The organism is Streptomyces sp. NPDC107521 (assembly GCF_055598485.1).
Genome location: NZ_JBVKAT010000014.1, coordinates 178,314 through 202,544 on the forward strand (window position 1 = coordinate 178,314; position 24,231 = coordinate 202,544).

Sequence of the window (24,231 nt, forward strand, 5' to 3'; positions counted from 1 at the left end):
CCGCGCCTTTGATCGATCATCCTAGGGGCGGGGCGCGCTCCCGCACAGGCCTCGCGCCGTCTCATCCGCCGCGGTGCGCGAGCGCCCCCGCGCCGAGCGGCAGCGGCGGCTCCCGGGGCCACCGGTATTCCGGGGCCGGGCGTCCCCGGTCGACCCGCTGGCGGTGTGATGAGCTGAACGCGCGGGTGCCGGGCGCGCACATCCGCCCGCGCGACGGGGTAGGGAGGCGTCATGACGACGCGTGACCGCTGGCTCACCTCCCCCCGGCGCCGCTCGGTGCTCGCACTGCTCGCCGGGGTGCTGCCCGTACCGGCGTTCCCGGGTCCGGCGCTGTGGTGGTGGGCGTGGGTCGCGCTGGTGCCGTGGCTGCTGCTGGTCCGGTCCGCGCCGACCCGGCGGCGCGCGGCGTACGACGGCTGGTGCGGCGGCTTCGGCTTCATGCTGGCGATGCACCACTGGCTGCTGCCGAGCCTGCACGTCTTCCTCTTCGTCCTCGCCGCGCTGCTCGGCGCCCTGTGGGCGCCGTGGGGGATGCTGGTGCGGCGGATGCTGGGCGGGAGGCCCGGCCGGGGCCGGGTGGCGGCGGCGCTGCTGGTGGTGCCGTCGGGCTGGCTGGCGGTGGAGCTGGTGCGCTCGTGGCAGGGGCTCGGCGGCCCGTGGGGGATGCTGGGCGCCGCGCAGTGGCAGGTGGCCCCGGCGCTGCGGCTGGCCTCGGTCGGCGGGGTGTGGCTGCTGAGCCTGCTGGTGGTGGCGGTCAACGTGGCCGTCGCCGTGCTGGTCGCGGTCCGCCGGGCCCGGGTGCCCGCGGTGGCGGGACTGGCCGCCGTCGCCGCCGCCGCGTCGGCCGCCTGGGTCTGGTCGCCGCGTCCCGGGACCGGGCAGCGGATCGCGGTCGCCGTGGTGCAGCCGGGGGTGGTCGACGGGCCCCGGAGCGCGGAGCGGCGGTTCGACCTGGAGGAGCGGCTGACCGAACGGCTCGCGGGGCAGGACGTCGATCTGGTCGTCTGGGGCGAGAGCAGCGTCGGCTTCGACCTGGCCGAGCGGCCCGACCTGGCCCGCCGGCTGGCCGCGCTGTCCCGGCGGGCGGGCGCAGACATCCTGGTCAACGTGGACGCGCGGCGCTCCGACCGGCCGGGCATCTACAAGAGTTCGGTGCTCGTCGGCCCCCGGGGCCCCACCGGCGACCGGTACGACAAGATGCGGCTCGTGCCCTTCGGGGAGTACGTCCCGGCCCGCGCCCTGCTGGGCTGGGCGACCTCCGTCGGCCGGGCGGCGGGCGAGGACCGGCGGCGCGGCACCGGGCAGGTGGTGATGACCCCGCGGGGCGGGCCGCGCGTCGGGCCGATGGTGTGCTTCGAGAGCGCCTTCCCCGACATGAGCCGTCATCTGGCCGCCGCCGGGGCGGAGTTGCTGCTCGCGCAGTCGGCGACCTCGTCGTTCCAGCATTCCTGGGCGCCCGCGCAGCACGCCTCGCTGGCCGCGCTGCGCGCCGCCGAGACCGGCCGCCCCATGGTGCACGCGACGCTGACCGGGATCTCCGCGGTGTACGACGCGGACGGCTCCCCGGTCGGTCCGCGGCTCGGCACGGCGGCCGGTGGGGCGCGGGTCTACGAGGTGCCGCTCGCCCGGGGCACCACGCCGTACGTCCGCCACGGCGACTGGGCGGTGGGCGCGGCGCTGCTGGTGCTGGCCGTCTGGGGGGCGTCCGAGGGCGCGGGGGCGCTGCGGATCAGGCGGAGGGTTCCCGCACCGCGCGTACCACCCGTTCGCACAGCGCATGGGTCTCCAGCGCGTCCCGGGCGCTGAGCCGCTCCCCGGCCCGCACGGCGTCGAGGAAGGCGAGCACCGCCTGCTCGATGCCGCGCTGGCGGGCCACCGGCACCCAGTCCCCGCGCCGCCGCACGGTCGGCTGGCCCCGGTGGTCGACGACCTCGGCCAGGTTGAGGACCTGGCGCTTGGTGTCCTGCCCGGAGACCTCCAGGATCTCCTCGGTGGAGCCGCTGAGCCGGTTCATCACACCGATCGCGGTGAAGCCGTCGCCGCCGAGCTGGAGCACGACGTGGTGGAGCAGTCCGTCCTCGACCCGGGCGCGCACGCTCACGTCGTCGACCGTGCCCGGCGCCAGGAAGCGCAGGGTGTCGACGACGTGGATGAAGTCGTCGAGGATCATCCGGCGGGGGTCCTCGGGCAGCCCGGTGCGGTTCTTCTGCATGATGATCAGGTCGCGCGGGTGCTCGGCGCACTGGGCGTAGCCGGGGGCGTGGCGGCGGTTGAAGCCGACGGCGAGTCCGGTGCCGCGCTCCTCGGCCAGCGCCACCAGCCGTTCGGCGTCGGCGAGTTCGTAGGCGAGGGGCTTGTCCACGTAGGTGGGGACCCCGGCCTCCAGGAGCCGTTCGGTGATCCGCGGGTGGGCTTCGGTGGGGGCGTGGACGAACGCGGCGTCGAGGCCCTGGGCGATCAGCGCGTCCAGGTCGGCGTGGCGCTGCGCGGCCGGGAGGCGGAGCCCGTCGGCCACCCGGGTGAGCGTGGCGGGGGTGCGGGTCTGCAGGTGCAGTTCGATGCCGGGCAGGGCGCCGAGGACCGGGAGGTATGCCTTCTGCGCGATGTCGCCGAGTCCGATGCAGCCGACCTTCACGGGGTGTGCTCCTCTGTCGCCGGTCTACCGTCCGCCCGTCGCGGGCTGGTGCGAAGCATACGGGGGAGGCCGGGCCGGGCCACCGCCACGCCCCCGGGGCCCGCGGCCCTGCGACGGCCGGGGGCGAGCGGGCGCGGAGGCCGTCCTGGTGCCCCTGGGCCGCGCCACGGGACGGGCGGTCCCGTGACGGGACGGGCGGTCCCGTGCGCCTCACGCGCGCCCCGGCGCGGTGCCCGCCCCGCCGTGCCGCGCCCGGCCCGGTGGACCCCGGGGCGGGCGGGAGCGGAGGAGCGGCCGCCGGAAGGCCGGAGCCGTGGGGCCGGCGGAACGATGGGACCGCGGGGCCGTACCCGTCTCGGTACCCGTACGCCGCGTCCCGGAACGGCCCGGTCACCTGTGCCCCACTCGGGCGCCCGCGCGGTGCCCGTCCCCCGTGTCCCACCCGACCGACCCGGTGGGACGGGGCGGGGCGGGGCGGACCGGCCGCCGGGGGCGACGGGCGACGATGCCGCGGACGGCGGGACGGGCGGGGGCCACGGCATTGCCCCCGTCTCGACGCCCGTGCGCCACGCCCGACCCGCGCGGTTCCCTGCGCCTCACACGCCCCGGCACGGTACGTCCCGCCGTGTCCCACCCGGCCCACTGGAGCGGAGCGCGGGCGGGGGCGGACCGGCCGCCGGGACGGCGGGCGACGATGCCGCGGACGGCGGGGCCACGGGGCGCGCCCGGCGCGGAAATCGCGTGGTGGTCCGGCCGGGGGTCGGTCAGGATGCGGGGATGACCATCGAACGCCCCATGCCCCCCGCCGACGCCGACGAACGCGACATGCTGGAGGGCTGGCTGGACTTCCACCGGTCGACCCTCGCGCTCAAGTGCGAGGGGCTCACCGACACCCAGCTCAGGGTGGCCGCCGTGCCGCCGTCCGGGCTGTCCCTGCTCGGGCTGGTCCGGCACATGGCCGACGTCGAGCGGAGTTGGTACCGCAGGGTGCTGGCCGGCGAGGACAGCCCGCCCCTCTACTACACCGACGCCGACCCGGACGCGGATTTCCGCGCCGCCCCGACCGACACCTGGGAGGAGGTGTACGCGGTCTGGCAGGGCGAGATCGAGGCGGCCCGGGCCGTCGCGGCGGAGTTCCGGCTCGACGAGCCCTCCCGCGGCCGGCACCGGCGCACCGGCACGCCGTCCACCCTGCGCTGGATCCACACCCACATGATCGAGGAGTACGCCCGGCACAACGGGCACGCCGATCTGATCCGGGAGTGCCTGGACGGGACCACCGGCGTCTGACCGTCAGCCCGGACCGCCCCCGGGGACTCCGTACGGGGCCTGAGATCACCCGTGCGGGGCATCCTCCGCCCGGTCCGCCACCGGACCGGGCGCCCGAACCGCCAGAGTGACGCGGGTGCATCGAACGACCCTCGCCTCGGCACTCCTGGTGGCCGTGGCCCTCCCGGCCCTGACCGGTTGCATGACGGTCCGGCCCTCCCCGGGGTCCGGACCGCCGGCGACCGGTGCCCACTCGTCCGGTCCGCACCCGGACGCCTCGGCCACGCCCCGCGGAACGCGCGCCCCGGCGGGCGGCACCCCGGCACCGTCCGCCCCCGCGCCCGCGCCGCGGCGCGCCTCGGGCGGCGGCGCCGGGGGCGCGGTGCCCCCGGCCGCGCCCCTGCCCGGGGATTCCCCGGCCGGCCGGTCCGGCACCCTGCCCCGCCCCGGTGTGCCCGGGGTGCCGTGGCAGCCGGGAACGGACGGCCATCCGGGGGTGGTTCCCCCGGCGCTGCCGGGCACCGGCGGGGCCTCCGGCGGCAACGGCGACGTGTGCGCCCTGGGCAGGCAGTTGGGCGGCTGGCGGCCGGGCAGCCCCGAGGCGGCCATCTGCGAGCAGGCGTACGGCCACTGACCCCGGGCGGGTCGAGGCGGGAGCCCGCGCCGGGAACCGGCGGGCCGGGGCACCGGCCCCGGAACGCGGACACCGGGGCGCCCGGGGCGCGGTTCCGGACACCGGGGGACCGCCCCCAGGGGCCCCGGTGTCCGGGGCACCCGGGACGCCCGGGGGCACGCACGCCCCCGCACCTTCCAGGTCACCGGCCCCGGGACGTGGCCGAAGCCACCGCCTGTGCCGGACGCACCGCCCGTGCCGTGCACCCTACGGTCGCTGCCGGGGCGGGCCCCAGGGCGGCTCCCCCGCCGCCGAACCGTCGTCGCCGAGTCGCCGCGCCAGGCGGTCGATCCCGGCGCGTACGCCCTCGCCGTAGCGGTCGCCCGCCAGGAGGACGGCCGCGCGACGGGCCCGCCGCAGATGCAGCCGGGCGGCGTCCCGGCGGCCGAGCCGGTCGTAGTCGGCGGCCAGGTTCAGGTGCAGCGACGGATAGAGCGCCCGCACGGCGAGCCGCTCCCGGTGGCCCGGGGCTCCGGGCGCCCCCTGATCGCCGACCGCTCCCCCGCCCGGCGGACCGTGCCGCCCGGCGAGGACGCCGGGGGCGGCGGCAGGGCCGGGGGCGGCGGGCCGGTCGCCACCGGTCAGCTCCTCTGCCGCGGCCAACGCCCTCAGGTCCCAGGCCAGTTCGTCGCCGGGGTCGTCCTGGGTGTCCGCGAGGTAGTGGGCCAGGGTGCAGCGGTGCAGCGGGGCGCCGTGCTCGCCGATCTCGGCCCAGAGCCCGAGGAAGCGCCGCCGGGCCTCCTCGCGGTCACCCGCGTGGTGCAGGATGACGACCTGACCGATGCGTGTGAGCACGGCGTCCGCCGACGCCTGCTCCTGTCCCTGGGCCACCGCGTCCTCCGTGCCACTCGTCGGCTGTCCCCGCCGACGTTAGGGCCTTTCGTCCGGTTCGTGCCGCAGGGCGTGGGGTCCGGCACGCCCGACCACCGCGACGGCGCCACGCTCCCGACGCTCCGCGCCCGCCCCGCTCCTCCGCCCGGTCCCGACCGGGCGGGACGGAACGCGCCCGGGCGGCGCGAGGGCCGGAGGAAGGACCCCGGACCCTCACCGGCGGGGGGCCTGGCGGGTCAGCCCAGGTTCGGGATGGTCCAGTCGATCGCCTCGTGGCCCTGCCCGGCGACCGCCTCGTTGATCCGGGTGAACGGGCGGGAGCCGAAGAACTTCTTCGCCGACAGCGGCGAGGGGTGCGCGCCCTTGACGACGACATGGCGGTCCTCGTCGATCAGCGGCAGCTTCTTCTGCGCGTAGTTGCCCCACAGGACGAACACCGACGGGTCCGGGCGCCCGGCCACGGCGCGGATCACCGCGTCGGTGAACAGCTCCCAGCCCCGGGACTTGTGCGAGTTCGCCTCGCCCGCCCGCACCGTGAGCACCGCGTTGAGCAGCAGGACGCCCTGGCGGGCCCACGGCATCAGATAGCCGTTGTCCGGGACCGGGGTGTCCAGCTCGGCGTGCATCTCCTTGTAGATGTTGCGCAGCGACGGCGGGACCTTCACCCCGGGGCGGACCGAGAAGCACAGCCCGTGGCCCTGGCCCTCGCCGTGGTACGGGTCCTGGCCGAGCACCAGCACCTTGACCCGGTCGTAGGGGGTGGCGTCGAGGGCGGCGAAGACCTCCTCGCGCGGGGGGTAGACGGGGCCGTTCGCCCGCTCCTCCTCGACGAACTCCATCAGCTCCTTGAAGTAGGGCTTCTGCAGTTCGCCGCCGAGCACGTCGCGCCAGGACTCGGGCAGCATGGCGATGTCGGTCACGTCAACTTCCTTACGATGTGCGGTTGGTTCCGGTCCCCCGAACCTACAGCCGCCCACTGACAACCGGCTCACGGCACCGGTCCCGGCCCGCGGTCCGGAACCGGGCAGGCCCCTCCGGACCGGCCGACTACCAGCTCGTCTTGCGGTAGAGCTGCCACATCATCATGAGGATCGAGGGGTCCATGGCCCGCTCCGCGCCGGAGATGTCCGGGCTCACCGCCACGTACTGCTTGCCCTGCCAGAGCGGCAGCAGCCGCGCGTCGTCCACGAGGATCTGCTGCGCCCGCCGGAACTCCTTGACCACGTTGGCGCGGTCGGTCTCGCGGCGGGACTCGGGCAGCAGCACCCCGGTGATCTCGGGTGCCGGGTAGGGCGTGCCGAGGGCGTTCTGGTCGCCGACGAAGGGGGCGATGAAGTTCTCGGCGTCGGGGAAGTCGGGGAACCAGCCGCGGCCGAACACCGGGTACTCGCCCTTCTGGTAGCCCTCCACGTACTCCTTCCACGGACGGCTCTTGAGGGTGATGGTGAACAGGCCGGAGGCGTCGAGCTGGCGCTTGATCTCCTCGAACTCCACCCGGGTCACCGAGCCGTAGCGGTCGGTGGTGTACCAGAGGGTGAGCGGCACCGGCTCGGTGATCCCGGCGTCGGTGAGGATCTTGCGCGCGGCGGGGACGTCGGGGTCGCCGTAGTTGTCGAAGAAGCCCGTGGTGTGGCCGGCCAGTCCCTTGGGGACCATGGAGTACAGGGGGTCGACGGTGCCCCGGTAGACGTTGTGGGCGATGGCGGCCCGGTCGATCACCTGGGCGACCGCCTGGCGCACGGGCTTGCGGCCCGCCCAGGGGTCCTTGGGGTTGAAGACCAGATAGCTGATCTCCGTGCCCGCGCTCTCCACGAGCTGGTAGTTCCGCTCCTGGACCGCGCTGCTCTGGAGGGTGATGATGTCGTCGGCGGCCAGGCCGCGGTAGGTGACCTGGATCTCCTTCTCGTGCAGCGCCGCGACCATGCCGGCCGAGTCCTTGAAGTACCGGATCGTCACCGCCCCGTTGCGGCGGTCCGCGTACCCCTTGTAGCGGTCGTTGCGGACGAGCACGGCCTTCTTCCCCTCCATGTACGTCTGGAGGGTGTACGGCCCGGAGCCGACGACCTTGCCGTCCTCGCGCAGCGCGTCGGCCGGGTAGACGGCGGGGTCGACGATCGACATGGCGGGTGTGGCGAGGACGAAGGGGAAGGTGGCGTCCGCCTTGTTGAGGTGGAAGATCACCTCGCGGTCACCGGCCGCCTGGACCCGGTCGAGGCTGCCCAGCAGACCGGCCGGGCCGCCGTTGACGTCGATCTTCCGGATGCGGTCGATGGAGTGCTTGACCGCCTCGGCGTCCAGGGTGTCGCCGTTGGAGAACTTGAGCCCCTTGCGCAGCTCGCAGCGGTACACGCGGTTCGCCTTGTCCGCGAACCCGCACTGCTCGGCCGCGTCGGGCTGGGGCGCCGAGGCGCCGTTGGGGTAGCTCAGGAGCGTCTGGTAGATGTTGCGGAAGAGCTCCCAGGAGTTGTCCCAGGAGGCCGCGGGATCGAGCGTGCTGGGGAAGCTGGTGCTCCCCACGATGATCGGCTCGTCGTCCCCCGAGGGACCGGACGACAGCAGGCCGCATCCACTGACCAATGTCGATATGGACGCGATGGCCGCCACCCGCCGCAGGCATCGTCTCCGGTTGAACACGCGCACGCTCCTCGATCCGCCATACCAAGGGTTGGCAGACCATACCGCAGCGCTGTGCGCCTGAACTCCCTTGCGAACGCGCCTTTTTGATCTTTTACCCGCCGACTACGTTGTCCTGACCTTAACGATCAAGGGAACGGGGTACGGGCGGTGGCGCCCGTACCCCGGCCGGGGCTCAGCCCACCCCCGCGTCGAGGAAGATCCCCCCGTCGACCACCAGGGTCTGGCCGGTGATCCAGTCGGCCTGGGCCGAGGTGAGGAAGGCCGCGGCGCCGCCGATGTCGGAGGGGGCGCCGAGCCGGCCCAGCGGGTAGGCCGCAGCGGCCTCCTCCTCACGGCCCTCGTAGAGGGCGGCGGCGAACCGGGTCTTCACCACCGCCGGGGCGATGGCGTTGACCCGTACCCCGGGCGCGAACTCGTGGGCGAGCTGCGCGGTCAGGTTGATCAGGGCGGCCTTGCTCACCCCGTAGGCGGCGATGGAGGGCGAGGGCGACAGCCCCGCGACGGAGGCGATGTTGACGATCGCCCCGCCGTTCTCCTTCTGCCAGGCGTGCCAGGTGCGCTGGGCGAAGCCGAGCGCGGAGACGACGTTGATCTCGAACACCTTGCGCGCCACGTTCAGGTCGAGGTCGGCGACGGGCCCGAACACCGGGTTGGTCCCGGCGTTGTTGACCAGGAAGTCGACCCGGCCGAAGGCCTCCATGGTCCGCTCGACGGCATGTGCCCGGTGGGCCTCGTCGTGCGCCTTGCCGGGCACGCCGATCACCCGGTCGGCGCCGAGCCGTTCGACGGCCGCCCGCAGGGCGTCCTCGTCGCGGCCGGTGACGCAGACCCGGTCACCGCGCGCGACGAGGGCCTCGGCGATGCCGTAGCCGATGCCGCGGCTGGCGCCGGTGACGAGCGCGGCCCGGCCCGACGGCTCGGGCGGCTGTACGGAAGTCATGGTCCCCGCCCCCTAGTCGAGCGGCCCGCCGGCCACGTACAGCACCTGGCCGGAGACGAAGCCGGCGGCGTCGCCGGCGAAGAAGGCGATGGCGTTGGCGATGTCCTCGGGCTCGCCGACGCGCTGCACCGGGATCCGGGCGGCCGCGGCGGCCTTGAAGTCCTCGAAGCCCATCCCCACCCGCTCGGCGGTAGCGGCGGTCATGTCGGTGGCGATGAAGCCGGGGGCGACGGCGTTGGCGGTCACCCCGAACTTGCCCAGTTCCTTGGCGAGGGTCTTGGTGAGTCCCTGGAGCCCGGCCTTGGCGGCGGCGTAGTTGGCCTGGCCCCGGTTGCCGAGGGCGGAGGAGGAGGACAGGTTGACGATCCGGCCGAACCCGGCGTCCACCATGTGCTTCTGGCACGCCCTGGTCATCAGGAAGGCGCCGCGCAGGTGCACGTTCAGCACGGTGTCCCAGTCCGAGGCGCTCATCCTGAACAGCAGGTTGTCGCGCAGCACGCCCGCGTTGTTGACGAGGACGACGGGCGGGCCGAGCTCCCCGGCGATCCGGGCGACGGCGGCCTCCACCGCCGCCTCGTCGGAGACGTCGCAGCCGACGGCGAGGGCCGTGCCGCCCGCCGCGGCGATCCGCGCGACGGTGTCCGCGCAGGCGGCCTCGTCGAGGTCGATCACGGCCACGGCCCGGCCCTCGGCGGCCAGGCGGACCGCCGTGGCGGCACCGATGCCGCGCGCGGCGCCGGTGACGACGGCGACCCGCTGCTCAGTGGTGGACATGCTGCTTCTCCTCGTCCTCGGGGATGCGGCCGGTACCCCAGGGGGCGCCCTGCGGTGAGCGACCGCTTAGTACCTCCGGCAGACGTGACGCTAGAAGCCCTGGCACGCGGTGTCAACGGGACACCGGCGGGTGCGACCCCTTCACCGGCGCGGCGCGGCAAAGCCGCCGGGGACCTCCCCCGTTCGGCCCAGCGCGGGCGCCGCCGCCGGACCGCGCCCCCGGCATCCGCCGCGCTCCGGGGCCGTCGGGGGCGGCGCGCGCGGATCGGCGCAGGTCGACGGGGGCCGCGCGGCCGCCGCGGCGGGGCCGGGCCGGTCCGCCGGGGACCGGCCGCGACGGGCGGCACCCGTCCGGCCCGGACCGGCGTGCGGGGCCGGGGCGTCCTAGCGTCGAGGGGCGAGCCCCTCACGGCCGGAAAAGGAGGCGTCCATGCGCCCTCGCACCGGTGCCGTCGGCATGGTGATCGCGATGGCGGCGATCACCGCTCCGGCCGCCCCCGCCCAGGCCCCGACCGGCCGGACCATCCCCGCCCCGTGGACGGCCCGGGCCGTCCCGGGCGGCGGCCCGGCGCTCCGGGCCCCGCTGCGCGCACCGGCCCCGCCCGTCCCGGACGCCGGGGACCGGGGCAGCGGCGGCGGTCCGGCCCGGGCGGCGCCGCCCCCGTCCTCGTCGCTGCCCACCACGTCGAGCACCTCGCGTCCCCGGCCCACGGTCTCAGCAGCGGCGACCCCGCCACCGGCCGGATCGGCGCCGCCCGTCCTGTCGGTCCCGCCGCCGGCCACGGCCGACGCCACGGCGGGTGCCGCGCCGACGCGGGGCGTGGACGGCGGGGTGGGCGGTGGGACCGGCACCGGGCCGAGCGCCTGGGACACGGGCATCGGCGCGGCCTGCGTCGCGGCCGCCGCCCTGGCCGCGGCGCTCGTACTGCGCCGCCGACGGCGGTCCGCGCCGCCCGCGGACCGGACCGGGGCTCTCCGCCCGGTCCGCTTCTTCCTCGGGGGCGCCGGCTCCCGGCCGGCGGCCCGCGGCGCCGTCCGGGGACACGGGTCTAGCGGACGAGGAGGTCGAGCAGCCGCTCGGTCTCGGCCGCCGGGTCGGTGGTGAGCCCGGTGTGCACCGGGCCCGGCCGCACGATCGTGGAGCGCGGCGCAATCAGCCAGCGGAAGCGCCGCCCGGCGCCGTCGGGCGCGGCCTGGCCCGCCGCGTCCCCGCCCGCGCACACCCCCTCGACGGCGCCCAGCGCCGCCCTGATCCCGGCCACGTCGGCCCGGGGGTCGAGCGCCAGCAGCCGGGTCTCGTCCAGATGGGTGCGCGCGGCGACGAACTCCCGGGCGCGGCAGTACACGATCACCCCGGCGTTGAGCCGCTCGCCCCGCTCCACGCGGGGGACGACGCGCAGCACCGCGTACTCGTAGACGTGCCGTTCGCTCATCGGTCCCCCTGGACGCGTTCGTGGATCGTGGCGGCCCGTTCCAGCAGGGGCCGGGCGTAGGCGCGGCGCAGCTCGTCGGGGGTGTCGAAGCCGGGTTCACCGGCCAGCCAGACGTCCGGGACGGCGGCGGTGACCTCGGCGAGCAGTTCCTCGGTGACGAGCGGGGCGAGGTCGGCCGCGGCGGCGCGGACGTCCGGGGCGAAGCGCCGCAGGGCGTGGTCGCCCGCGTCGTAGGGGCGGGCGGCGGAGGCGGCGGCGGTGGGCCAGTTGTGGTGCCAGATCATGGTGGCGCCGTGGTCGATCAGCCAGGTCTCCCCGTCCCGGCGCAGCAGGTTGGGATTGCGCCAGGACCGGTCGACGTTGTTGACGAGCGCGTCGAACCAGAGGACGCGCCCGGCCTCCTCGCGGGGGACGGTGAAGGCGAGCGGGTCGAAGCCGAGGGCCCCGGACAGGAACTCCATGCCCAGGTTGGTGCCGCCGCTGGACTTCAGCAGCCCCTGCACCTGCGGATCGGGCTCCGCGAGCCCCAGTACGGGATCGAGGTCGACGGTCACCAGCCGGGGCACCCGCAGGCCGAGGCACCGGGCCAGTTCCCCGCAGATCACCTCGGCGACGAGGGTCTTGCGGCCCTGGCCGGCCCCGGTGAACTTCAGGACGTACAGCCCGAGGTCGTCCGCCTCGACGATCCCGGGGAGCGAGCCGCCCTCGCGCAGGGGCGCGACATAACGGGTCGCCACGACATCGTCCAACACTTCTGAGGCCACCCATCTCTTCAGCCCCGCAACCCGCGAGGACGCCTCCGGACGCGGGGGCGGGATCCGTCGGCCACGGCGCGGGGAGCCTCCGGGGGCGGTGAACGGCTCGCGCCCCTCCGCGCTCCCGGGCAACCCGCCGCCGGTGCCGCGCGGCCCGCCGCCGCCCTCCGGCGTGAGGTGAGCATAGTAACCGGGGGTGATCACCCGCGGGGTGCGCCCGCGCCATCGCACCGGGGCCCCTGACGCCCCCTCCGGCTCCCCCGCGGAGGCTCCCCCTTCTCCCCTGCGGGACATGACCGTGGCGCCCCCACTCCGAGGCCCCGGACGGGACACCCCGACCCACCCGGCGTCACCCCCGGCGGAGCCGCGCCCCGCCCCCGCCCGCCGTGCCCGTCCTCGCCGACGGACAGAAACGGAACCCGGGCTACCACCCCGCACCAAAGCGCGGATAAGGTAAGGCTAGGCTTACTTCGACGCGGGCCCCTTCCGTACCGGAACGCTCGCGTCTGCCCCGAGTTCCGTCGTCGCCACGCCGCGCACCGACGCCACCCGCCGGAATGGAGTTCCCGCACCATGCTCACCCAGCGCCGCCACCTCCTCGCCGTCACCGCGGTCTCGACCGTCCTGACGTTCGGTCTTGCCGGATGCGCGGGCGGTGACTCCGACGGGAAGGACTCGAAGGGTGCCGCCAAGGCGACCGCGGCGAAGACGGTCGAGGTCGAGGACAACCACGGCACGCAGAAGGTGAAGCTGCCGGCGAAGAGCGTCGTCGCCACCGACAACCGCACGTTCCAGACCCTCTCCGACTGGGGCATCGAACTGAGCGCCGCCCCGGTCGACCTGATCGCGACGGACAACCCCTACAAGACCGACAAGTCGATCGTGAACCTGGGGACGCACAACGAGCCCGACCTGGAGGCGGTCGTCGCGGTCGAGCCCGACCTGATCGTCAACGGGCAGCGCTTCTCCTCGTACTACAAGGACCTGAAGAAGCTCGCCCCCGACGCGGCGGTCGTGGAGCTGGACCCCCGCGAGGACAAGCCCTTCGACGAGGAGCTGAAGCGGCAGGTGGAGACCCTGGGGAAGGTCTTCGGCCACGAGAAGGACGCGAAGAAGCTCGTCGACGACTTCGACGCCTCGGTCGCGCGCGTCAAGAAGGTCTACGACCCCGAGAGCAGCGTGATCGGCGTGATCACCTCGGGCGGCGAGATCAACTACGCCGCGCCGGGCACCGGCCGCACGGTCGGCCCGGTCTTCGACATCCTCGGCCTGACGCCCGCGATCAGGACCGACGGCTCCAGCGACCACCAGGGCGACGACATCTCCGTCGAGGCGATCGCCGCCGCGAAGCCCGATGTGATCATCGCCCTCGACCGGGACGCGGCCGTCAACGCGGGAACGTCGGAGTCCTACGTCCCCGCCAACGAGATGCTGGCGAAGTCCGAGGCCCTCAAGAACGTCCCCGCCGTCAAGAACGGCAACATCGTGTACTTCCCGCAGCTCACCTACCTGAACGAGGGCATCCAGACCTACACGGCCTTCTTCAACGGCCTCGCCGACAAGCTCGAGGCCAACGCCTGATCCGACGGGCCCGACCCCCGTCGGGCCGCGGGCCGGACCGGCGCACCCGCGCCCGGTCCGGCCCGCGGCCCGCCCGCCACCTGCACCGCTCCGAGCCCCCGGCCCCGGCCGGGCCTCCCCGTCCCCGACCGAGAGCGCACCCGCATGACCGTCCCGCTCCACGACGCCCCGGCGGCCGAGCGCCCCCCGCGCCCGGAAGCCGGGCACTCGCGTGCCCGCGTACCCAAGGCCCGCCTGTTCACCTGGCCGTTGCTGATCGGCCTGGTCGTCACGGCGGGCCTGGTCGTCCTGTCCCTCTTCATCGGGGTCTACGACATCTTCGGCGGGGAGGACGGGGCCGAGATGTTCGCCATCACCCGTGTCCCCCGCACCATCGCGCTCGTGCTGGCCGGAGCGGCGATGGCGATGTCGGGCCTGGTGATGCAGCAGCTGACGCAGAATCGCTTCGTCGAGCCGACCACCACCGGTACGACGGAGTGGGCCGGGCTCGGGCTGCTGCTGATCACGATCATCGCGCCCGGGGCGTCGCTGCTGCTGAAGATGACCGGCGCGGTCGTCACCGCCTTCGCCGGGACGATGGTCTTCTTCCTGTTCCTGCGCCGGATCACCCTGCGCTCCTCGATCATCGTCCCCATCGTGGGCATGATGCTCGGCGCCGTGGTCGGCGCGGTCTCCTCCTACATCGCGCTGTCCACGAACATGCTCCAGAGCATGGGCGTGTGGTTCCTCGGTTCCTTCACCTCGGTGCTGCGCGGCCAGTACGAACCGCTGTGGGTGGTCGCGGTCGTCGTGGTGGCCGTGTTCGTCGCCGCCGACCGCTTCACCGTGGCGGGGCTCGGGCAGGACATCGCCACCAACGTCGGCCTGAACTACCACCGGGTCGTGCTGCTGGGCACCGGGCTCATCGCCCTGGCCACCGGCATCGTCACGGTCGTCGTCGGCAACCTGCCCTTCCTCGGACTCATCGTGCCCAACGTGGTCTCCCTCTTCCGCGGCGACGACCTCCGCTCGAACCTCCCCTGGGTGTGCCTGGCCGGCATCGCCTCGGTGACGGTCTGCGACATCATCGGCCGCCTGATCGTCATGCCCTTCGAGGTGCCGGTCGCGCTGATCCTCGCGGTCGTCGGCTCGGTCGTGTTCATCTCCCTCCTGCTGAGGCAGCGCCGCCATGGCTGACCGGACCATCGCCCCCGCAGTCCCCGTCCCCGCCGCCCCGCCCCGCGCGGTCCGGCGCTCCGGCGCGCTGCCCACGGCGCGGGCACGGCGCCGGTACCGGGCCGTCCTCGGCACGCTGATCGCGCTCAGTGTGCTCGTCGTGATCGGCATCCTGGTCTGGGACAACCCGATGCCCTTCGGCACCCCCGGCTTCTGGCGCATCGCCGAACTGCGGGCGACGAGCGTCGTCATCATCGTCGTCGTCGCGTTCTGCCAGGCGCTGGCGACGGTCGCGTTCCAGACGGTGACGAACAACCGCATCATCACCCCCTCGATCATGGGGTTCGAGTCCCTCTACCGGGTGGTCCAGACCGGCGCGGTCTTCTTCCTCGGCACCGCCGGGGTCACCGTCGTGCAGGGCGTGTGGCAGTTCGTGGCGCAGGTCGTGCTCATGGTCGCCTTCGCCGCGCTGCTCTACGGCTGGCTGCTGTCGGGCAAGTACGGCAACCTCCAGATCATGCTGCTGATCGGGATCATCCTCGGCGGCGGTCTCGGGGCGCTGGCCACCTTCATGCAACGGCTGCTCACCCCCACCGAGTTCGACGTGCTCACCGCGCGCCTGATCGGCAGCATCGCCAACGCCGACGCCAGTTACCTGGCCGTCTCGCTCCCGGTCGCCGCCGTCGCGGGCGGGCTGCTGTGGGCCGGGAGCCGCCGGCTGAACGTGCTCGCGCTCGGCCGCGAGGCCGCCACCAACCTCGGGCTGAACCACCGCCGCCGGACGATCGCGGTGCTGCTGCTGGTCGCGGTCCTGATGGCCGTCTCCACCTCGCTCATCGGCCCGATGACCTTCTTCGGGTTCCTCGTCGCGATGCTCGCCTACCAGCTCGCCGACACCCACGACCACCGCTACGTGTTCCCCGTCGCCTGGCTCACCGGCGTCGTCGTGCTGGGCGGCGCCTACTTCGTCCTCAAGCACCTCTTCTACGCGGCCGGTTCGGTCGGCGTGATCATCGAGATCGTCGGTGGCACGTTCTTCCTCGTCCACATCCTGCGAAAGGGGCGGCTGTGATCACCCTCACCCGGGTCGCCAAGCGGTACACCAGCGAGGTCGCGATCGGCCCCGTCGACCTCACCATCCCGGCCGGCGGCATCACCGCGCTCGTCGGGCCCAACGGCGCCGGGAAGTCGACCCTGCTGACGATGATCGGGCGGCTGCTGGGCATCGACTCGGGAACGATCGAGATCGCCGGCTACGACATCGCCCGCACCGACTCGAAGGACCTCGCCAGGATCGTCTCGATCCTGCGCCAGGAGAACCACTTCGTCACCCGCCTCACCGTGCGCCAGCTCGTCGGATTCGGGCGGTTCCCCCACTCGCAGGGGCGTCTGACCCGCCAGGACGAGGAGGTCGTCAGCCGCTCCATCGACTTCCTGGGACTGGGCGAGCTGGAGGGCCGCTACCTCGACGAACTCTCCGGCGGCCAGCGGCAGCGGGCGTACGTGGCGATGGTGCTCGCGCAGGACACCGACTACCTGCTGCTGGACGAGCCGCTCAACAACCTCGACATGCGGCACTCCGTCCAGATGATGCAGCACCTGCGGCGCGCCGCCGCCGAGCTGGGGCGCACCATCGTGATCGTGCTGCACGACATCAACTTCGCGGGCCACTACGCCGACCGCATCTGCGCGGTCAAGAACGGGACCGTGTGCCACTTCGGCGGCCCGGACGAGATCATGCGCGACGAGGTCCTCACGGACATCTTCGACACCCCCGTCGAGGTCGTCGACGGGCCCCGGGGCCGGATCGCCGTCTACTACTGACTCCGCCGCCGGGGTCCGCGACGGCGGTCCGGTCCACGGACCGCACCGGCCGGGGCGGGCTCACGGCACGGCGACGGCCGTCCCACCGGGGGCGGCCTCCGGCGCCGCCGGTGACCGGGCCCCGTCCACGCCGCCCGGCCCGCGGGCCCCGGGCCACCGCTCCCCTCCGGTACGCGCTCGACCCGGAAGGTGCTCCGCCCGGGCCGCCCGCGACGAACAACTCCCCGCCGTCGCACGGTACTTGTGGCGTACTGTGAGCCTTCCTTCCCACCCGTCGAGGTGCCGGAGGGCCCCTTTCCCCACTCGTCCCCTCAGCCCTCTTCCCAAGGAGGAAGGATGGCGGCCGTCCAACCACCCGAACGCCCCGAGCACCCGCCCCTGTCCGCCGGGCCCCCACCGCCCCCGCCGCCCACGGGACTCGTCCCGCCCCCGCCGCCCTCGGGGCTCGTCGCCTCCGTGGAACTGCGCATCAGCAAGCGGACCCTGTGGATCGGCCGGGCGGCCTACCCGCTGCACAACATCGCCCGGGTCTACACCTTCACCCTGCGGCCGAAGCGCAAGGAGGCGGTCCTGCGGTTCGTCAAGCGGGTCGGCATGACGGTCGCCGTGGCGGTGATCATCTCGCTGCCCGCGGCGATAGGCTCCGCCCTCAGCGAGGGCAACAGCCCGTTGCTGGGCTGGCTCTGGTTCCTCGCGCTGGGGGTCGTGGGGTTCTGCGGCGTCGACCTGATCACGGTGCTCACCGCCAAGTCCTACTACGTGCTCGCCGTCGAGACGGCCGGGGCGTCCACCGGACTGGTGACGAGCGTGCACCCGCACTACCTGGACCAGCTCGTCGGCGACATCTCCCACGCCATCGACCATCCCGAGACGGAGCTCCGGGTGACGGTGGAGTGCATCACCCACTCGCCGAACAACTACTACTTCGGCGACAACGTCAACATGTACGGCGGCAGCGGAAACGTGGGGAAGGCAGCATGAGCGGCAACCACTACTACTACGGTGATTCCGTGAACATGCACGGCACCCGGGACAGCATCGGCATGGTCAAGCACCAGAACGGCGGCGGGGCCGAGCAGTTGGCGCCCGCCGTGGCCGCGGCCATCGGTGAACTCCACCGGATGATCGAGGACCTGCGCGTCCGGCTCGACGGGCCCAACGCGCAACTCGTCGCCGACTCGCTCCCCGCCCTCAACCCCGCGGCCGCCGTCTCGGCGCAGGAGCGCCACCGGGCCCTGGTGACCGTCGCCGGTGTCGTCAGCACCCTGGGAGCCGTCGGCCAGCCGGTGGCCGACGCCGTGCGGGCGGTCATCGAACTGCTGGGCGGCTAGTGACCTGAGTCAGAGATATTCGGGTAGTTCTCACGAGCTGCCCGGCGTGCCGGAGGCCGAATGTCAGCAGGCCGGGCCGGACCTGCCGGCCGCACGGCATCCGGCTGATGGCCGCGATCTGGCGAAGAATCTCTGACTCAGGTCACCAGGGTCTCTCGTTTGAATCATGCCGGGCTCGCGGGGTCCGGCCTGATCCAAACGAGAGACCCCAGGCCGGCCGCTTCCGGGGCGGGCCGAGGGCCGGAAGCGCCCCTCCCGGCGGTACCCCTTCGTGGGGGCCGTACGGCCTCGTCCTCCATGTCCCCCCGGGCCGCACGGCTCCACGGCGCCCGTCACGCCCGACCCGTCCGCCGCGCCGCCGGTGCCCGGGCCGGGCGTTCGCCGTCCCGCATTCGGCGCGGGAGGGGCGGGGCTCCGTCGCCCTGCCCCCGTGCCCCTTCCCCGTGACGGCCTGCGCGGTCCCCCTGCGACCGGGCGGCACCGTGCGGCGTCCGGCCGGCTCACCCGGTCCGCCCCTGGACCCACCGTGCCCGGCCGGTCAGTTGGCCGGGAACCCTCCTCCGGCCGTCGCCACCGGGGCCTCCGGCGCTCGGATCGGAGGGATGAATTCCGGCCGGATGACGGCGTGTTCGGGAGGTGGCGCGGGGAGCGCCGGCCCCTGCGGGGTCGCCGCCGGGCCTGCGCCTAAACCCCGTCCGCGCCCCCTGTGGGCGGCTGACGCGAAAGGGGCGCCTCACGGGTTCCTTCGCTCCGGCACCCTTGACCCCCTCTTTCCGGTCCGTATGGTCTAGACCAAGAAAGGAGCGGGAGTACCGCGCGGTCGTCACCCCCCTCCCCACGTATGACACGCGCGGGCGGACCGTCCCCAGGACGTGCCGCCCTCCCGTCGGGCGCCGCCACGGCGCGCCCGGTGCGAGACCTCATATCCCCCCACCAAGGAGAACCCATGAGGAACAAGAGGACGCTGGCCATCGTTCTGGGTGCCGGTATCGCCCCGCTCCTGACGGTCGGCCTGTCGGCCGGCACGGCGCAGGCGCACGGCTACATCACCTCGCCCCCCAGCCGCCAGGCCCAGTGCGCGGCGGGCACCGTCTCCTGCGGCTCCATCAAGTGGGAGCCGCAGAGCGTCGAGGGTCCCAAGGGGCTGCGCAGCTGCAGCGGCGGCAACGCCGCCTTCGCGGACCTCGACAACGACGCGAAGGGCTGGAAGGTCACGCCCGTCTCCCGGACCACGGCCTTCAACTGGCGCCTGACGGCGCGTCACGCCACCAGCACCTGGCAGTACTACGTCGGCGCGACCAAGGTCGCCGAGTTCAACGACGGGGGCCGTCAGCCGGGCGCGACCGTCACCCACCAGGTGAACTTCGGCTCGATCACGGGCAAGCAGAAGGTCCTGGCGGTGTGGAACATCGCCGACACCGCGAACGCCTTCTACGCCTGCATCGACGTCGACATCCGCTGATCATCCGCGCGGACCCTGCGGCGGCCGACCGCCGCCCACCCCGGGCCGCACGTCCCGGCAGGCCGTACATCCTGCCGGGGCGTGCGGCCCCCGCGTTCTCCCGGCGGGGCGGTCAGCCGAGCCGCCCGGCCACGGCCTGGAGCGCCCCGACCGCCGCCCGGATCGAGGGCCGCCGGTCGGCGTCCGCCCGCCAGACCACGTACACGTGCCGGCGCACCCGCTGGCGCAGCGGGAGCGTGACGACCCCGGCGGGCATCGGGTGGCGGCCGAGCAGCGGGGCGATGCACACCCCGAGCCCCTCCGCGACCAGCCCGAGCTGGGTGTGCGTCTCGGCGGCGCGGTGTCCGAGGATGGGCTCGATGCCCCGGGACCGCAGGGTGAACATCAGCCACTCGTGGCAGAACTCCCCCTCGCCCCAGGTGATCCACTCGTCGTCCGCGAACTCCGCGAGGTCCACCTCCTCCCGGTGGGCCAGCCGGTGGCCCGCGGGCATCGCCACATCGGCCGGGTCGTCCAGCAGGGGCGCCTTGACCAGCCCGTCGGGCAGCGGCATCGGCTTGTTGTACCAGTCCAGGACGACCGCCAGGTCGAAGTCGCCGCGCACCACGCCCGCCACCCCCCGCTCCGGTTCCAGCTCGCTGGAGCGCAGGCGCAGCGCCGGGTGCTCGGCGCGCAGGGCGGCCAGCGCGGCGGGGAACAGTCCGCGGGCGGCGGTGGGGAAGGCGGCCAGCCGCAGCTCTCCGGCGACCTGTCCGCGCTGCGCCTCCAGGTCGGCCTCGGCCAGCTCCACCTGGGAGAGGATGCGTGCCGCGTGCTCGGCGAGCAGCCGTCCCGCGTCGGTGAGGCGCACCCCTCGGCCGTTCTTCGCCAGCAGACGCTGCCCCACCTCGCGCTCCAGTTTGGACATCTGCTGGGAGACGGCCGACGTGGTGATGTGCAGTGCCTCGGCCGCGCCGCTGACCGAGCCGTGCCGGGAGAGGGCATCGAGGGTGCGCAGGCGCTCCAGGTTCAACATATAAGCGATACTACGAGATACCCGGTGCGAAGATTCGATTGTGCTACGAAGATGGCTTGCCGCATCGTTGCCCTCATGACCAGCAGCATCACCACCACCCCCGCCCTCCCCCGCCGCTTCCTCGACTGGCGCGTGCGCTTCGGCGCCCTCTCCCTCGTCTGGGGCTTCAGCTTCCTGTTCATGAAGGTGGGCACGGACAGCTTCGCCCCGTTCCAGGTCACGCTGGGCCGGCTGGCCTTCGGCACGGCGGTGCTCGCCGCGGCCATGGCGGTGAAGCGGGAGCGGCTGCCGCGCGGCGGGCGGACCTGGGCGGACCTGGCGGTCGCGGGGTTCCTGCTGAACGCGCTCCCCTTCTCCCTGTTCGCCTTCTCGGAGCTGACGATCCCCTCCTCGATCGCCGGCATCTGCAACGCCACGTCACCGCTGTGGGGCATGGCCCTGTCCCTGGTCGCCCTCTCGGAGGACCGGCCGACCCGAGTCCGGGTGGCGGGGCTGGGCGTCGGCTTCCTCGGGGTGCTGACGGTGCTGGGCGTCTGGCAGGGCTTCAACGGCCTGGACCCGAAGGGCACCGCGCTGGCCCTGGGGGCGTCGTTCTGCTACCCGGTGGGCTGGATCTACGTGCGGCGCACCCTGGCCGGCTCCCGCCACTCCCATCTGTCGCTGTCGGGCGCGCAACTGCTGCTGGCGACCGGGCAACTGGCCGTGGTGACACCCCTGTTCACCTCGATGCCGGACTCCTTCCCGGTGGCGCCGGTGCTGGCGGTCATGGCCCTGGGCGCCCTCGGCACCGGCCTGGCCTTCCTGATCCAGTACGACCTGGTCGCCGAGGTCGGACCGACGACGGCGCAGATGGTCACCTACTTCACACCGGTGATCGCCACGGCGGCCGGGGTGCTGCTGCTCGGTGAGAGGCTGTCCTGGTCCGCGCCGGTCGGGGCGGCGGTCGTGCTCGCGGGCGCGGCCCTGACCCAGGCCCGCCCCGGAACCGGGCGCGCCCCCGGCGCCCCCGCCGCCCCCGCGGCACCGGCGACGCGGCAGCGGGCGACCGGGCGGGAGGCACCGCGCCAGGCCGCACCGGACCAGGACGCGGCGGACCCGAAGGGCCCCGGCCGCGGGACGGCGCGCCCCGAGAGCACGCGGCAGGAGGTACCCCGCCAGGGGGCACCGCACCGGCAGGCGGCGCAGCGGGAGACCCGGCACGCGACCCCTCGGCCGTAGCCGACGCACGGCACACAAGGGCGCCCGGCGCACGCCGGGCGCCCGTCAGACGCGGCTCGGCCCCGCGCCCCGCCCCAGCGCCGAGGCGACCGCGTCGGCGAGGGCACCGGCCTCCTCCTCGGCCAGCGTGGAGACGGTGATCCGGACGCCGGGCGGGGCGGCGACCCGGAAGCGGGCGCCGGGGGCCACCGCCCAGCCCGCCTGCAGCAGCCGGGCCACGGCACCGGTCTCGTCCGGCACGGGGACCCACACGTTCAGCCCGCTGCGCCCCTGGGCCTCGACCCCGCGCTCCGCGAGGGCCGCCAGCAGCGCGTTCCGCCGGGCTCCGTACACCCGGGCCACCGCGCCGGTGTCCACCGCGCCGTCGGCCCAGAGCCGGGCCACCGCGCGCTGGGTGACGCGGCTGACCCAGCCCGGGCCGAGCCGCTGCCGTCCGCGCACCCGGTCGAGGGTGACGGCGTCCCCGGTCAGCACCGCGAGCCGCAGGTCGGGGCCGTACGCCTTGGCGGCGGAGCGCACGAAGGCCCAGTGGTGCGTCGTCCCGGCCAGGGGGTGCAGGGGCAGCTCGACGATCCGGTGGCCGTGGTCGTCCTCGATGAGCAGGGTCTCCGGATGGTCCCGCAGCACCCGCCGCAGGGCCCGCGCGCGGGCGGCGCTCAGCGCGGCGCCGGTCGGGTTCTGCGCCCGGTCGGTGACGACGAGGGCCCGGGCACCGGCGGCCAGCGCGCGGCGCACCTCGTCGGGGCGCGGCCCCTCCTCGTCGACACCGACGGCGGCCGTGCGCAGGCCGAGGGCGGGCACGAGGTCGAGGAGGCCGCCCCAGCCGGGGTCCTCGACGGCGACGACGTCACCGGGCCGCAGATGGGCGGCGAGCACCCGCTCCAGCGCGTCCAGCGAACCGGACGCCACCGCCACGGGCCCGTCCGGGACCCCGTCGGCGTCCATGTCGGCCCTGGCCGGACGGGCCAGCGCCGGCTCCACCGGTTCCTGCCCGTAGAGCACCGGGCTGCGGTCGCCCTCGGCCGCCGCCGCGGCGAACGCCGGGCCCAGCGGCGGCAGCAGCGCCGGGTCCGGATTGCCCTCGGACACGTCGCGCACCCCCTCGGGCACCTCGACGCGGATGAAGTCCCGCCCGGTGGTGGCCGGCTTCGCCCGCACCCGGCTGCCCCGCCGCCCCGCCGTCTCGATGACCCCGCGCTCGCGCAGCGTGCGGTAGGCGGCGGCGACGGTGTTCGGGTTCACCCCGAGCCGCTCGGCCAGCTCCCGCATCGGCGGCAGGGCCTGCCCGGGCTCCAACCGCCCCGCGCCCACAGCTCGTTCGACGCTCGCGGAAATCTCCGCCGCGCCCCGACCCGTGATCCGATACTCTCCTAGCACAAACAACATTATGCACTAGTGCAATGGAGGATGCCATGGGGACCCAGGAACCGGCGGCACCCGGCCCGCGCGCGGACGGCACCGCGCCCGACGGACACCCGGCACCCGCCCGGCCGCCACGCGCCGGGGCGGCACCGCCCGGACCGGCCGCCTACACCCCCACCGACCGCACGGTGCCCTCCCGCTCGCCGGGCCGGGCCTCCTACGACAGGGAGGTGGTGCACGCGATACTCGACGAGGGATACGTCTGCCACCTCGGCTTCGTGCGCGACGGCGCGCCCGTGGTGCTGCCGACGCTGTACGCCCGGGTCGGCGAGCGCCTCTACGTGCACGGTTCGACGGGCTCGCGCCCGCTGCTGATGACCGGCCGGGCCGCCCCGGGGCTGCCGGTGTGCCTGACGGTGACGCACGTGGACGCGCTGGTGCTGGCCCGCTCTGGCTTCCACCACTCGGTCAACTACCGGTCGGTCATGGTGCACGGCACCGCCCACGAGGTGACCGACCCCGAGGAGCGGAACGTCGCCCTCGACGCCCTCGTCGACCACGCGGTGCCGGGCCGGTCGGCCGACTGCCGCCCCGCCGACCGCAGGGAACTGGCGGCCACCGCCGTCATCCGCCTCGACCTGGACGAGGTCTCGGCCAAGCTCCGCACCGGCGGGGTGAACGACGAGCCCGAGGACTACGGCCTCCCCCACTGGGCGGGACTGCTGCCCCTGCGCAAGGGCTACGGCACCCCCGTGCCCGACCCCCGCCTGGCCCCCGGGACCCCGGTGCCGGACTATCTGGCGGCGATGGTCCCCTCCGGCGGGAACTGAGCCGGGGGCTCCCGGCGGGGGCACGGGCTCCGGAGCGGGGCGGGCGGTGACGGGGAGCGGGGGTCGACGCGGCGGCGGGGGCGGGGGAGCCGATGGTGCCCCACGGCTGGTGACGGTCCACTGCCGGTCCCGGCCTACGGCCGTGGTGGTCCAGGGCTGGACCCGGGTTACGGCCAGTGGTGGCCCAGGGTTGGTCGGGCCCAAGAGCCGGAGGGACCAGCGGTCGATCCGGGCCACCGGTCGGTCGTGGCCGGTGGCCCGCGCCCGGCGGCCGGTCGGGCCGGCCCGGCGTCTCGGCGTCTCGGTGACGTAAGGGGAACGGGAGGACGGTTCGGCCCCCGGGAACCCGGACTCCCGGGCCGCGCCCGGCCCGGAGCACTCCGCCGATGCCGGTCGACCGCGCGAGAGGCGATCGGAGCGAGGAGAGATCCGAGCGAGGAAGGACCCGGGCACAAGGAAGGACCGAGGCGTAGTCGACGAGGGGTGGCCGGCGACGGCCCGCCGCG

At 74.6% G+C, this 24,231-nt stretch carries 23 protein-coding genes; 12 read left to right on the forward strand and 11 right to left on the reverse strand.

Annotation, left to right across the window (positions count from 1 at the left end):
* The first annotated feature begins 231 nt into the window (after positions 1-231).
* Positions 232-1,806, forward strand: coding sequence for an apolipoprotein N-acyltransferase (lnt, locus tag ACZ7LB_RS21530; protein ID WP_471470347.1), 1,575 nt, complete (start codon positions 232-234; stop codon positions 1,804-1,806).
* On the opposite strand, the gene ACZ7LB_RS21535 is transcribed toward lnt, so the two are convergent.
* Entirely contained in the window at positions 1,730-2,635 is a 906-nt protein-coding gene (locus ACZ7LB_RS21535; protein ID WP_471470349.1) for a Gfo/Idh/MocA family protein, read from the reverse strand. The two genes, lnt and ACZ7LB_RS21535, sit on opposite strands and share 77 nt — an antisense overlap.
* Positions 2,636-3,412: 777 nt before the next feature.
* Between ACZ7LB_RS21535 and ACZ7LB_RS21540 the strand changes: the two genes are divergently transcribed.
* Together ACZ7LB_RS21540 and ACZ7LB_RS21545 are read left to right on the forward strand one after the other, a co-directional pair.
* Entirely contained in the window at positions 3,413-3,925 is a 513-nt protein-coding gene (locus ACZ7LB_RS21540; RefSeq protein WP_471470350.1) for a DinB family protein, read from the forward strand.
* 115 nt (positions 3,926-4,040) lie between these two features.
* On the forward strand, positions 4,041-4,538 hold the full coding sequence (locus ACZ7LB_RS21545) for a hypothetical protein (RefSeq protein ID WP_471470352.1): 498 nt from the start codon (positions 4,041-4,043) through the stop codon (positions 4,536-4,538).
* 246 nt (positions 4,539-4,784) lie between these two features.
* Here ACZ7LB_RS21545 and ACZ7LB_RS21550 read toward each other — a convergent pair whose 3' ends face one another.
* From ACZ7LB_RS21550 to ACZ7LB_RS21585, 8 genes are all read right to left on the reverse strand, one after another.
* Positions 4,785-5,408, reverse strand: a complete 624-nt coding sequence (locus ACZ7LB_RS21550; protein ID WP_471470353.1) for a hypothetical protein — start codon at positions 5,406-5,408, stop codon at positions 4,785-4,787.
* 236 nt (positions 5,409-5,644) lie between these two features.
* Positions 5,645-6,328: a uracil-DNA glycosylase gene (gene ung / locus ACZ7LB_RS21555; protein WP_471470355.1), complete on the reverse strand. Its 684-nt coding sequence runs from the start codon at positions 6,326-6,328 to the stop codon at positions 5,645-5,647.
* A gap of 127 nt (positions 6,329-6,455) precedes the next feature.
* A complete protein-coding gene (locus ACZ7LB_RS21560; RefSeq protein WP_471470356.1) occupies positions 6,456-8,042 on the reverse strand; it encodes an ABC transporter substrate-binding protein in 1,587 nt (528 codons plus the stop codon).
* A gap of 175 nt (positions 8,043-8,217) precedes the next feature.
* The gene (locus ACZ7LB_RS21565) at positions 8,218-8,985 is read right to left on the reverse strand and encodes an SDR family oxidoreductase (protein WP_471470358.1); all 768 of its coding nucleotides are present in this window, start codon (positions 8,983-8,985) and stop codon (positions 8,218-8,220) included.
* A gap of 12 nt (positions 8,986-8,997) precedes the next feature.
* Complete coding sequence (fabG, locus tag ACZ7LB_RS21570) at positions 8,998-9,759, reverse strand: 3-oxoacyl-ACP reductase FabG (RefSeq protein WP_471470359.1); 762 nt, start codon at positions 9,757-9,759, stop codon at positions 8,998-9,000.
* Between the two features lie 384 nt (positions 9,760-10,143).
* On the reverse strand, positions 10,144-10,638 hold the full coding sequence (locus ACZ7LB_RS21575) for a hypothetical protein (protein WP_471470360.1): 495 nt from the start codon (positions 10,636-10,638) through the stop codon (positions 10,144-10,146).
* A 170-nt stretch (positions 10,639-10,808) separates the two neighbouring features.
* Positions 10,809-11,192 (reverse strand): DUF3037 domain-containing protein, encoded by a 384-nt coding sequence (locus ACZ7LB_RS21580; protein ID WP_471470362.1) that lies wholly within the window; start codon positions 11,190-11,192, stop codon positions 10,809-10,811.
* Positions 11,189-11,944, reverse strand: a complete 756-nt coding sequence (locus ACZ7LB_RS21585) for a HipA family kinase (protein ID WP_471470400.1) — start codon at positions 11,942-11,944, stop codon at positions 11,189-11,191. Before ACZ7LB_RS21585 ends, ACZ7LB_RS21580 begins: the two co-directional genes overlap by 4 nt.
* A 576-nt stretch (positions 11,945-12,520) precedes the next feature.
* Between ACZ7LB_RS21585 and ACZ7LB_RS21590 the strand changes: the two genes are divergently transcribed.
* The 7 genes from ACZ7LB_RS21590 (at position 12,521) to ACZ7LB_RS21620 (ending at position 19,300) form a co-directional block, all read left to right on the forward strand.
* Positions 12,521-13,528: a siderophore ABC transporter substrate-binding protein gene (locus ACZ7LB_RS21590; RefSeq protein ID WP_471470363.1), complete on the forward strand. Its 1,008-nt coding sequence runs from the start codon at positions 12,521-12,523 to the stop codon at positions 13,526-13,528.
* Positions 13,529-13,672: 144 nt separating this feature from the next.
* Positions 13,673-14,704, forward strand: coding sequence for an ABC transporter permease (locus ACZ7LB_RS21595; protein ID WP_471470364.1), 1,032 nt, complete (start codon positions 13,673-13,675; stop codon positions 14,702-14,704).
* Positions 14,697-15,755 carry an iron chelate uptake ABC transporter family permease subunit gene (locus tag ACZ7LB_RS21600; RefSeq protein ID WP_471470365.1) on the forward strand — a complete coding sequence of 353 codons (1,059 nt, stop codon included), beginning with the start codon at positions 14,697-14,699 and terminating at the stop codon, positions 15,753-15,755. The genes ACZ7LB_RS21595 and ACZ7LB_RS21600 overlap by 8 nt, the downstream gene beginning before the upstream one ends.
* On the forward strand, positions 15,752-16,507 hold the full coding sequence (locus tag ACZ7LB_RS21605; RefSeq protein WP_471470366.1) for an iron ABC transporter ATP-binding protein: 756 nt from the start codon (positions 15,752-15,754) through the stop codon (positions 16,505-16,507). The genes ACZ7LB_RS21600 and ACZ7LB_RS21605 overlap by 4 nt, the downstream gene beginning before the upstream one ends.
* Before the next feature lie 336 nt (positions 16,508-16,843).
* Complete coding sequence (locus ACZ7LB_RS21610) at positions 16,844-17,488, forward strand: DUF6232 family protein (RefSeq protein ID WP_471470367.1); 645 nt, start codon at positions 16,844-16,846, stop codon at positions 17,486-17,488.
* A complete protein-coding gene (locus ACZ7LB_RS21615) occupies positions 17,485-17,838 on the forward strand; it encodes a hypothetical protein (protein ID WP_471470368.1) in 354 nt (117 codons plus the stop codon). Before ACZ7LB_RS21610 ends, ACZ7LB_RS21615 begins: the two co-directional genes overlap by 4 nt.
* Positions 17,839-18,784: 946 nt before the next feature.
* The gene (locus ACZ7LB_RS21620; RefSeq protein WP_161226699.1) at positions 18,785-19,300 is read left to right on the forward strand and encodes a lytic polysaccharide monooxygenase auxiliary activity family 9 protein; all 516 of its coding nucleotides are present in this window, start codon (positions 18,785-18,787) and stop codon (positions 19,298-19,300) included.
* A 112-nt stretch (positions 19,301-19,412) separates the two neighbouring features.
* On the opposite strand, the gene ACZ7LB_RS21625 is transcribed toward ACZ7LB_RS21620, so the two are convergent.
* Entirely contained in the window at positions 19,413-20,315 is a 903-nt protein-coding gene (locus tag ACZ7LB_RS21625; RefSeq protein WP_471470369.1) for a LysR family transcriptional regulator, read from the reverse strand.
* Between the two features lie 51 nt (positions 20,316-20,366).
* On the opposite strand from ACZ7LB_RS21625, the gene ACZ7LB_RS21630 reads away from it, so the two are divergent.
* Positions 20,367-21,533, forward strand: coding sequence for a DMT family transporter (locus ACZ7LB_RS21630; protein ID WP_471470370.1), 1,167 nt, complete (start codon positions 20,367-20,369; stop codon positions 21,531-21,533).
* 45 nt (positions 21,534-21,578) lie between these two features.
* Here the strand turns inward: ACZ7LB_RS21630 and ACZ7LB_RS21635 are convergent, their stop codons facing one another.
* Positions 21,579-22,910, reverse strand: a complete 1,332-nt coding sequence (locus ACZ7LB_RS21635; protein WP_471470371.1) for an aminotransferase class I/II-fold pyridoxal phosphate-dependent enzyme — start codon at positions 22,908-22,910, stop codon at positions 21,579-21,581.
* Between the two features lie 35 nt (positions 22,911-22,945).
* On the opposite strand from ACZ7LB_RS21635, the gene ACZ7LB_RS21640 reads away from it, so the two are divergent.
* Positions 22,946-23,725, forward strand: coding sequence for a pyridoxamine 5'-phosphate oxidase family protein (locus ACZ7LB_RS21640; protein WP_471470372.1), 780 nt, complete (start codon positions 22,946-22,948; stop codon positions 23,723-23,725).
* Positions 23,726-24,231 lie beyond the last annotated feature (506 nt).

Excerpts from the sequence above, each read along its gene's own strand:
- lnt (WP_471470347.1), top strand. The coding sequence starts at position 232 with ATGACGACGCGTGACCGCTGGCTCACCTCCCCCCGGCGCCGCTCGGTG.
- ACZ7LB_RS21540 (WP_471470350.1), top strand. The coding sequence starts at position 3,413 with ATGACCATCGAACGCCCCATGCCCCCCGCCGACGCCGACGAACGCGAC.
- ACZ7LB_RS21565 (WP_471470358.1), bottom strand. The coding sequence starts at position 8,985 with ATGACTTCCGTACAGCCGCCCGAGCCGTCGGGCCGGGCCGCGCTCGTC.
- fabG (WP_471470359.1), bottom strand. The coding sequence starts at position 9,759 with ATGTCCACCACTGAGCAGCGGGTCGCCGTCGTCACCGGCGCCGCGCGC.
- ACZ7LB_RS21575 (WP_471470360.1), bottom strand. The coding sequence starts at position 10,638 with ATGCCCGTGTCCCAGGCGCTCGGCCCGGTGCCGGTCCCACCGCCCACC.
- ACZ7LB_RS21580 (WP_471470362.1), bottom strand. The coding sequence starts at position 11,192 with ATGAGCGAACGGCACGTCTACGAGTACGCGGTGCTGCGCGTCGTCCCC.
- ACZ7LB_RS21590 (WP_471470363.1), top strand. The coding sequence starts at position 12,521 with ATGCTCACCCAGCGCCGCCACCTCCTCGCCGTCACCGCGGTCTCGACC.
- ACZ7LB_RS21595 (WP_471470364.1), top strand. The coding sequence starts at position 13,673 with ATGACCGTCCCGCTCCACGACGCCCCGGCGGCCGAGCGCCCCCCGCGC.
- ACZ7LB_RS21600 (WP_471470365.1), top strand. The coding sequence starts at position 14,697 with ATGGCTGACCGGACCATCGCCCCCGCAGTCCCCGTCCCCGCCGCCCCG.
- ACZ7LB_RS21610 (WP_471470367.1), top strand. The coding sequence starts at position 16,844 with ATGGCGGCCGTCCAACCACCCGAACGCCCCGAGCACCCGCCCCTGTCC.
- ACZ7LB_RS21615 (WP_471470368.1), top strand. The coding sequence starts at position 17,485 with ATGAGCGGCAACCACTACTACTACGGTGATTCCGTGAACATGCACGGC.
- ACZ7LB_RS21620 (WP_161226699.1), top strand. The coding sequence starts at position 18,785 with ATGAGGAACAAGAGGACGCTGGCCATCGTTCTGGGTGCCGGTATCGCC.
- ACZ7LB_RS21625 (WP_471470369.1), bottom strand. The coding sequence starts at position 20,315 with ATGTTGAACCTGGAGCGCCTGCGCACCCTCGATGCCCTCTCCCGGCAC.
- ACZ7LB_RS21630 (WP_471470370.1), top strand. The coding sequence starts at position 20,367 with ATGGCTTGCCGCATCGTTGCCCTCATGACCAGCAGCATCACCACCACC.
- ACZ7LB_RS21640 (WP_471470372.1), top strand. The coding sequence starts at position 22,946 with ATGGGGACCCAGGAACCGGCGGCACCCGGCCCGCGCGCGGACGGCACC.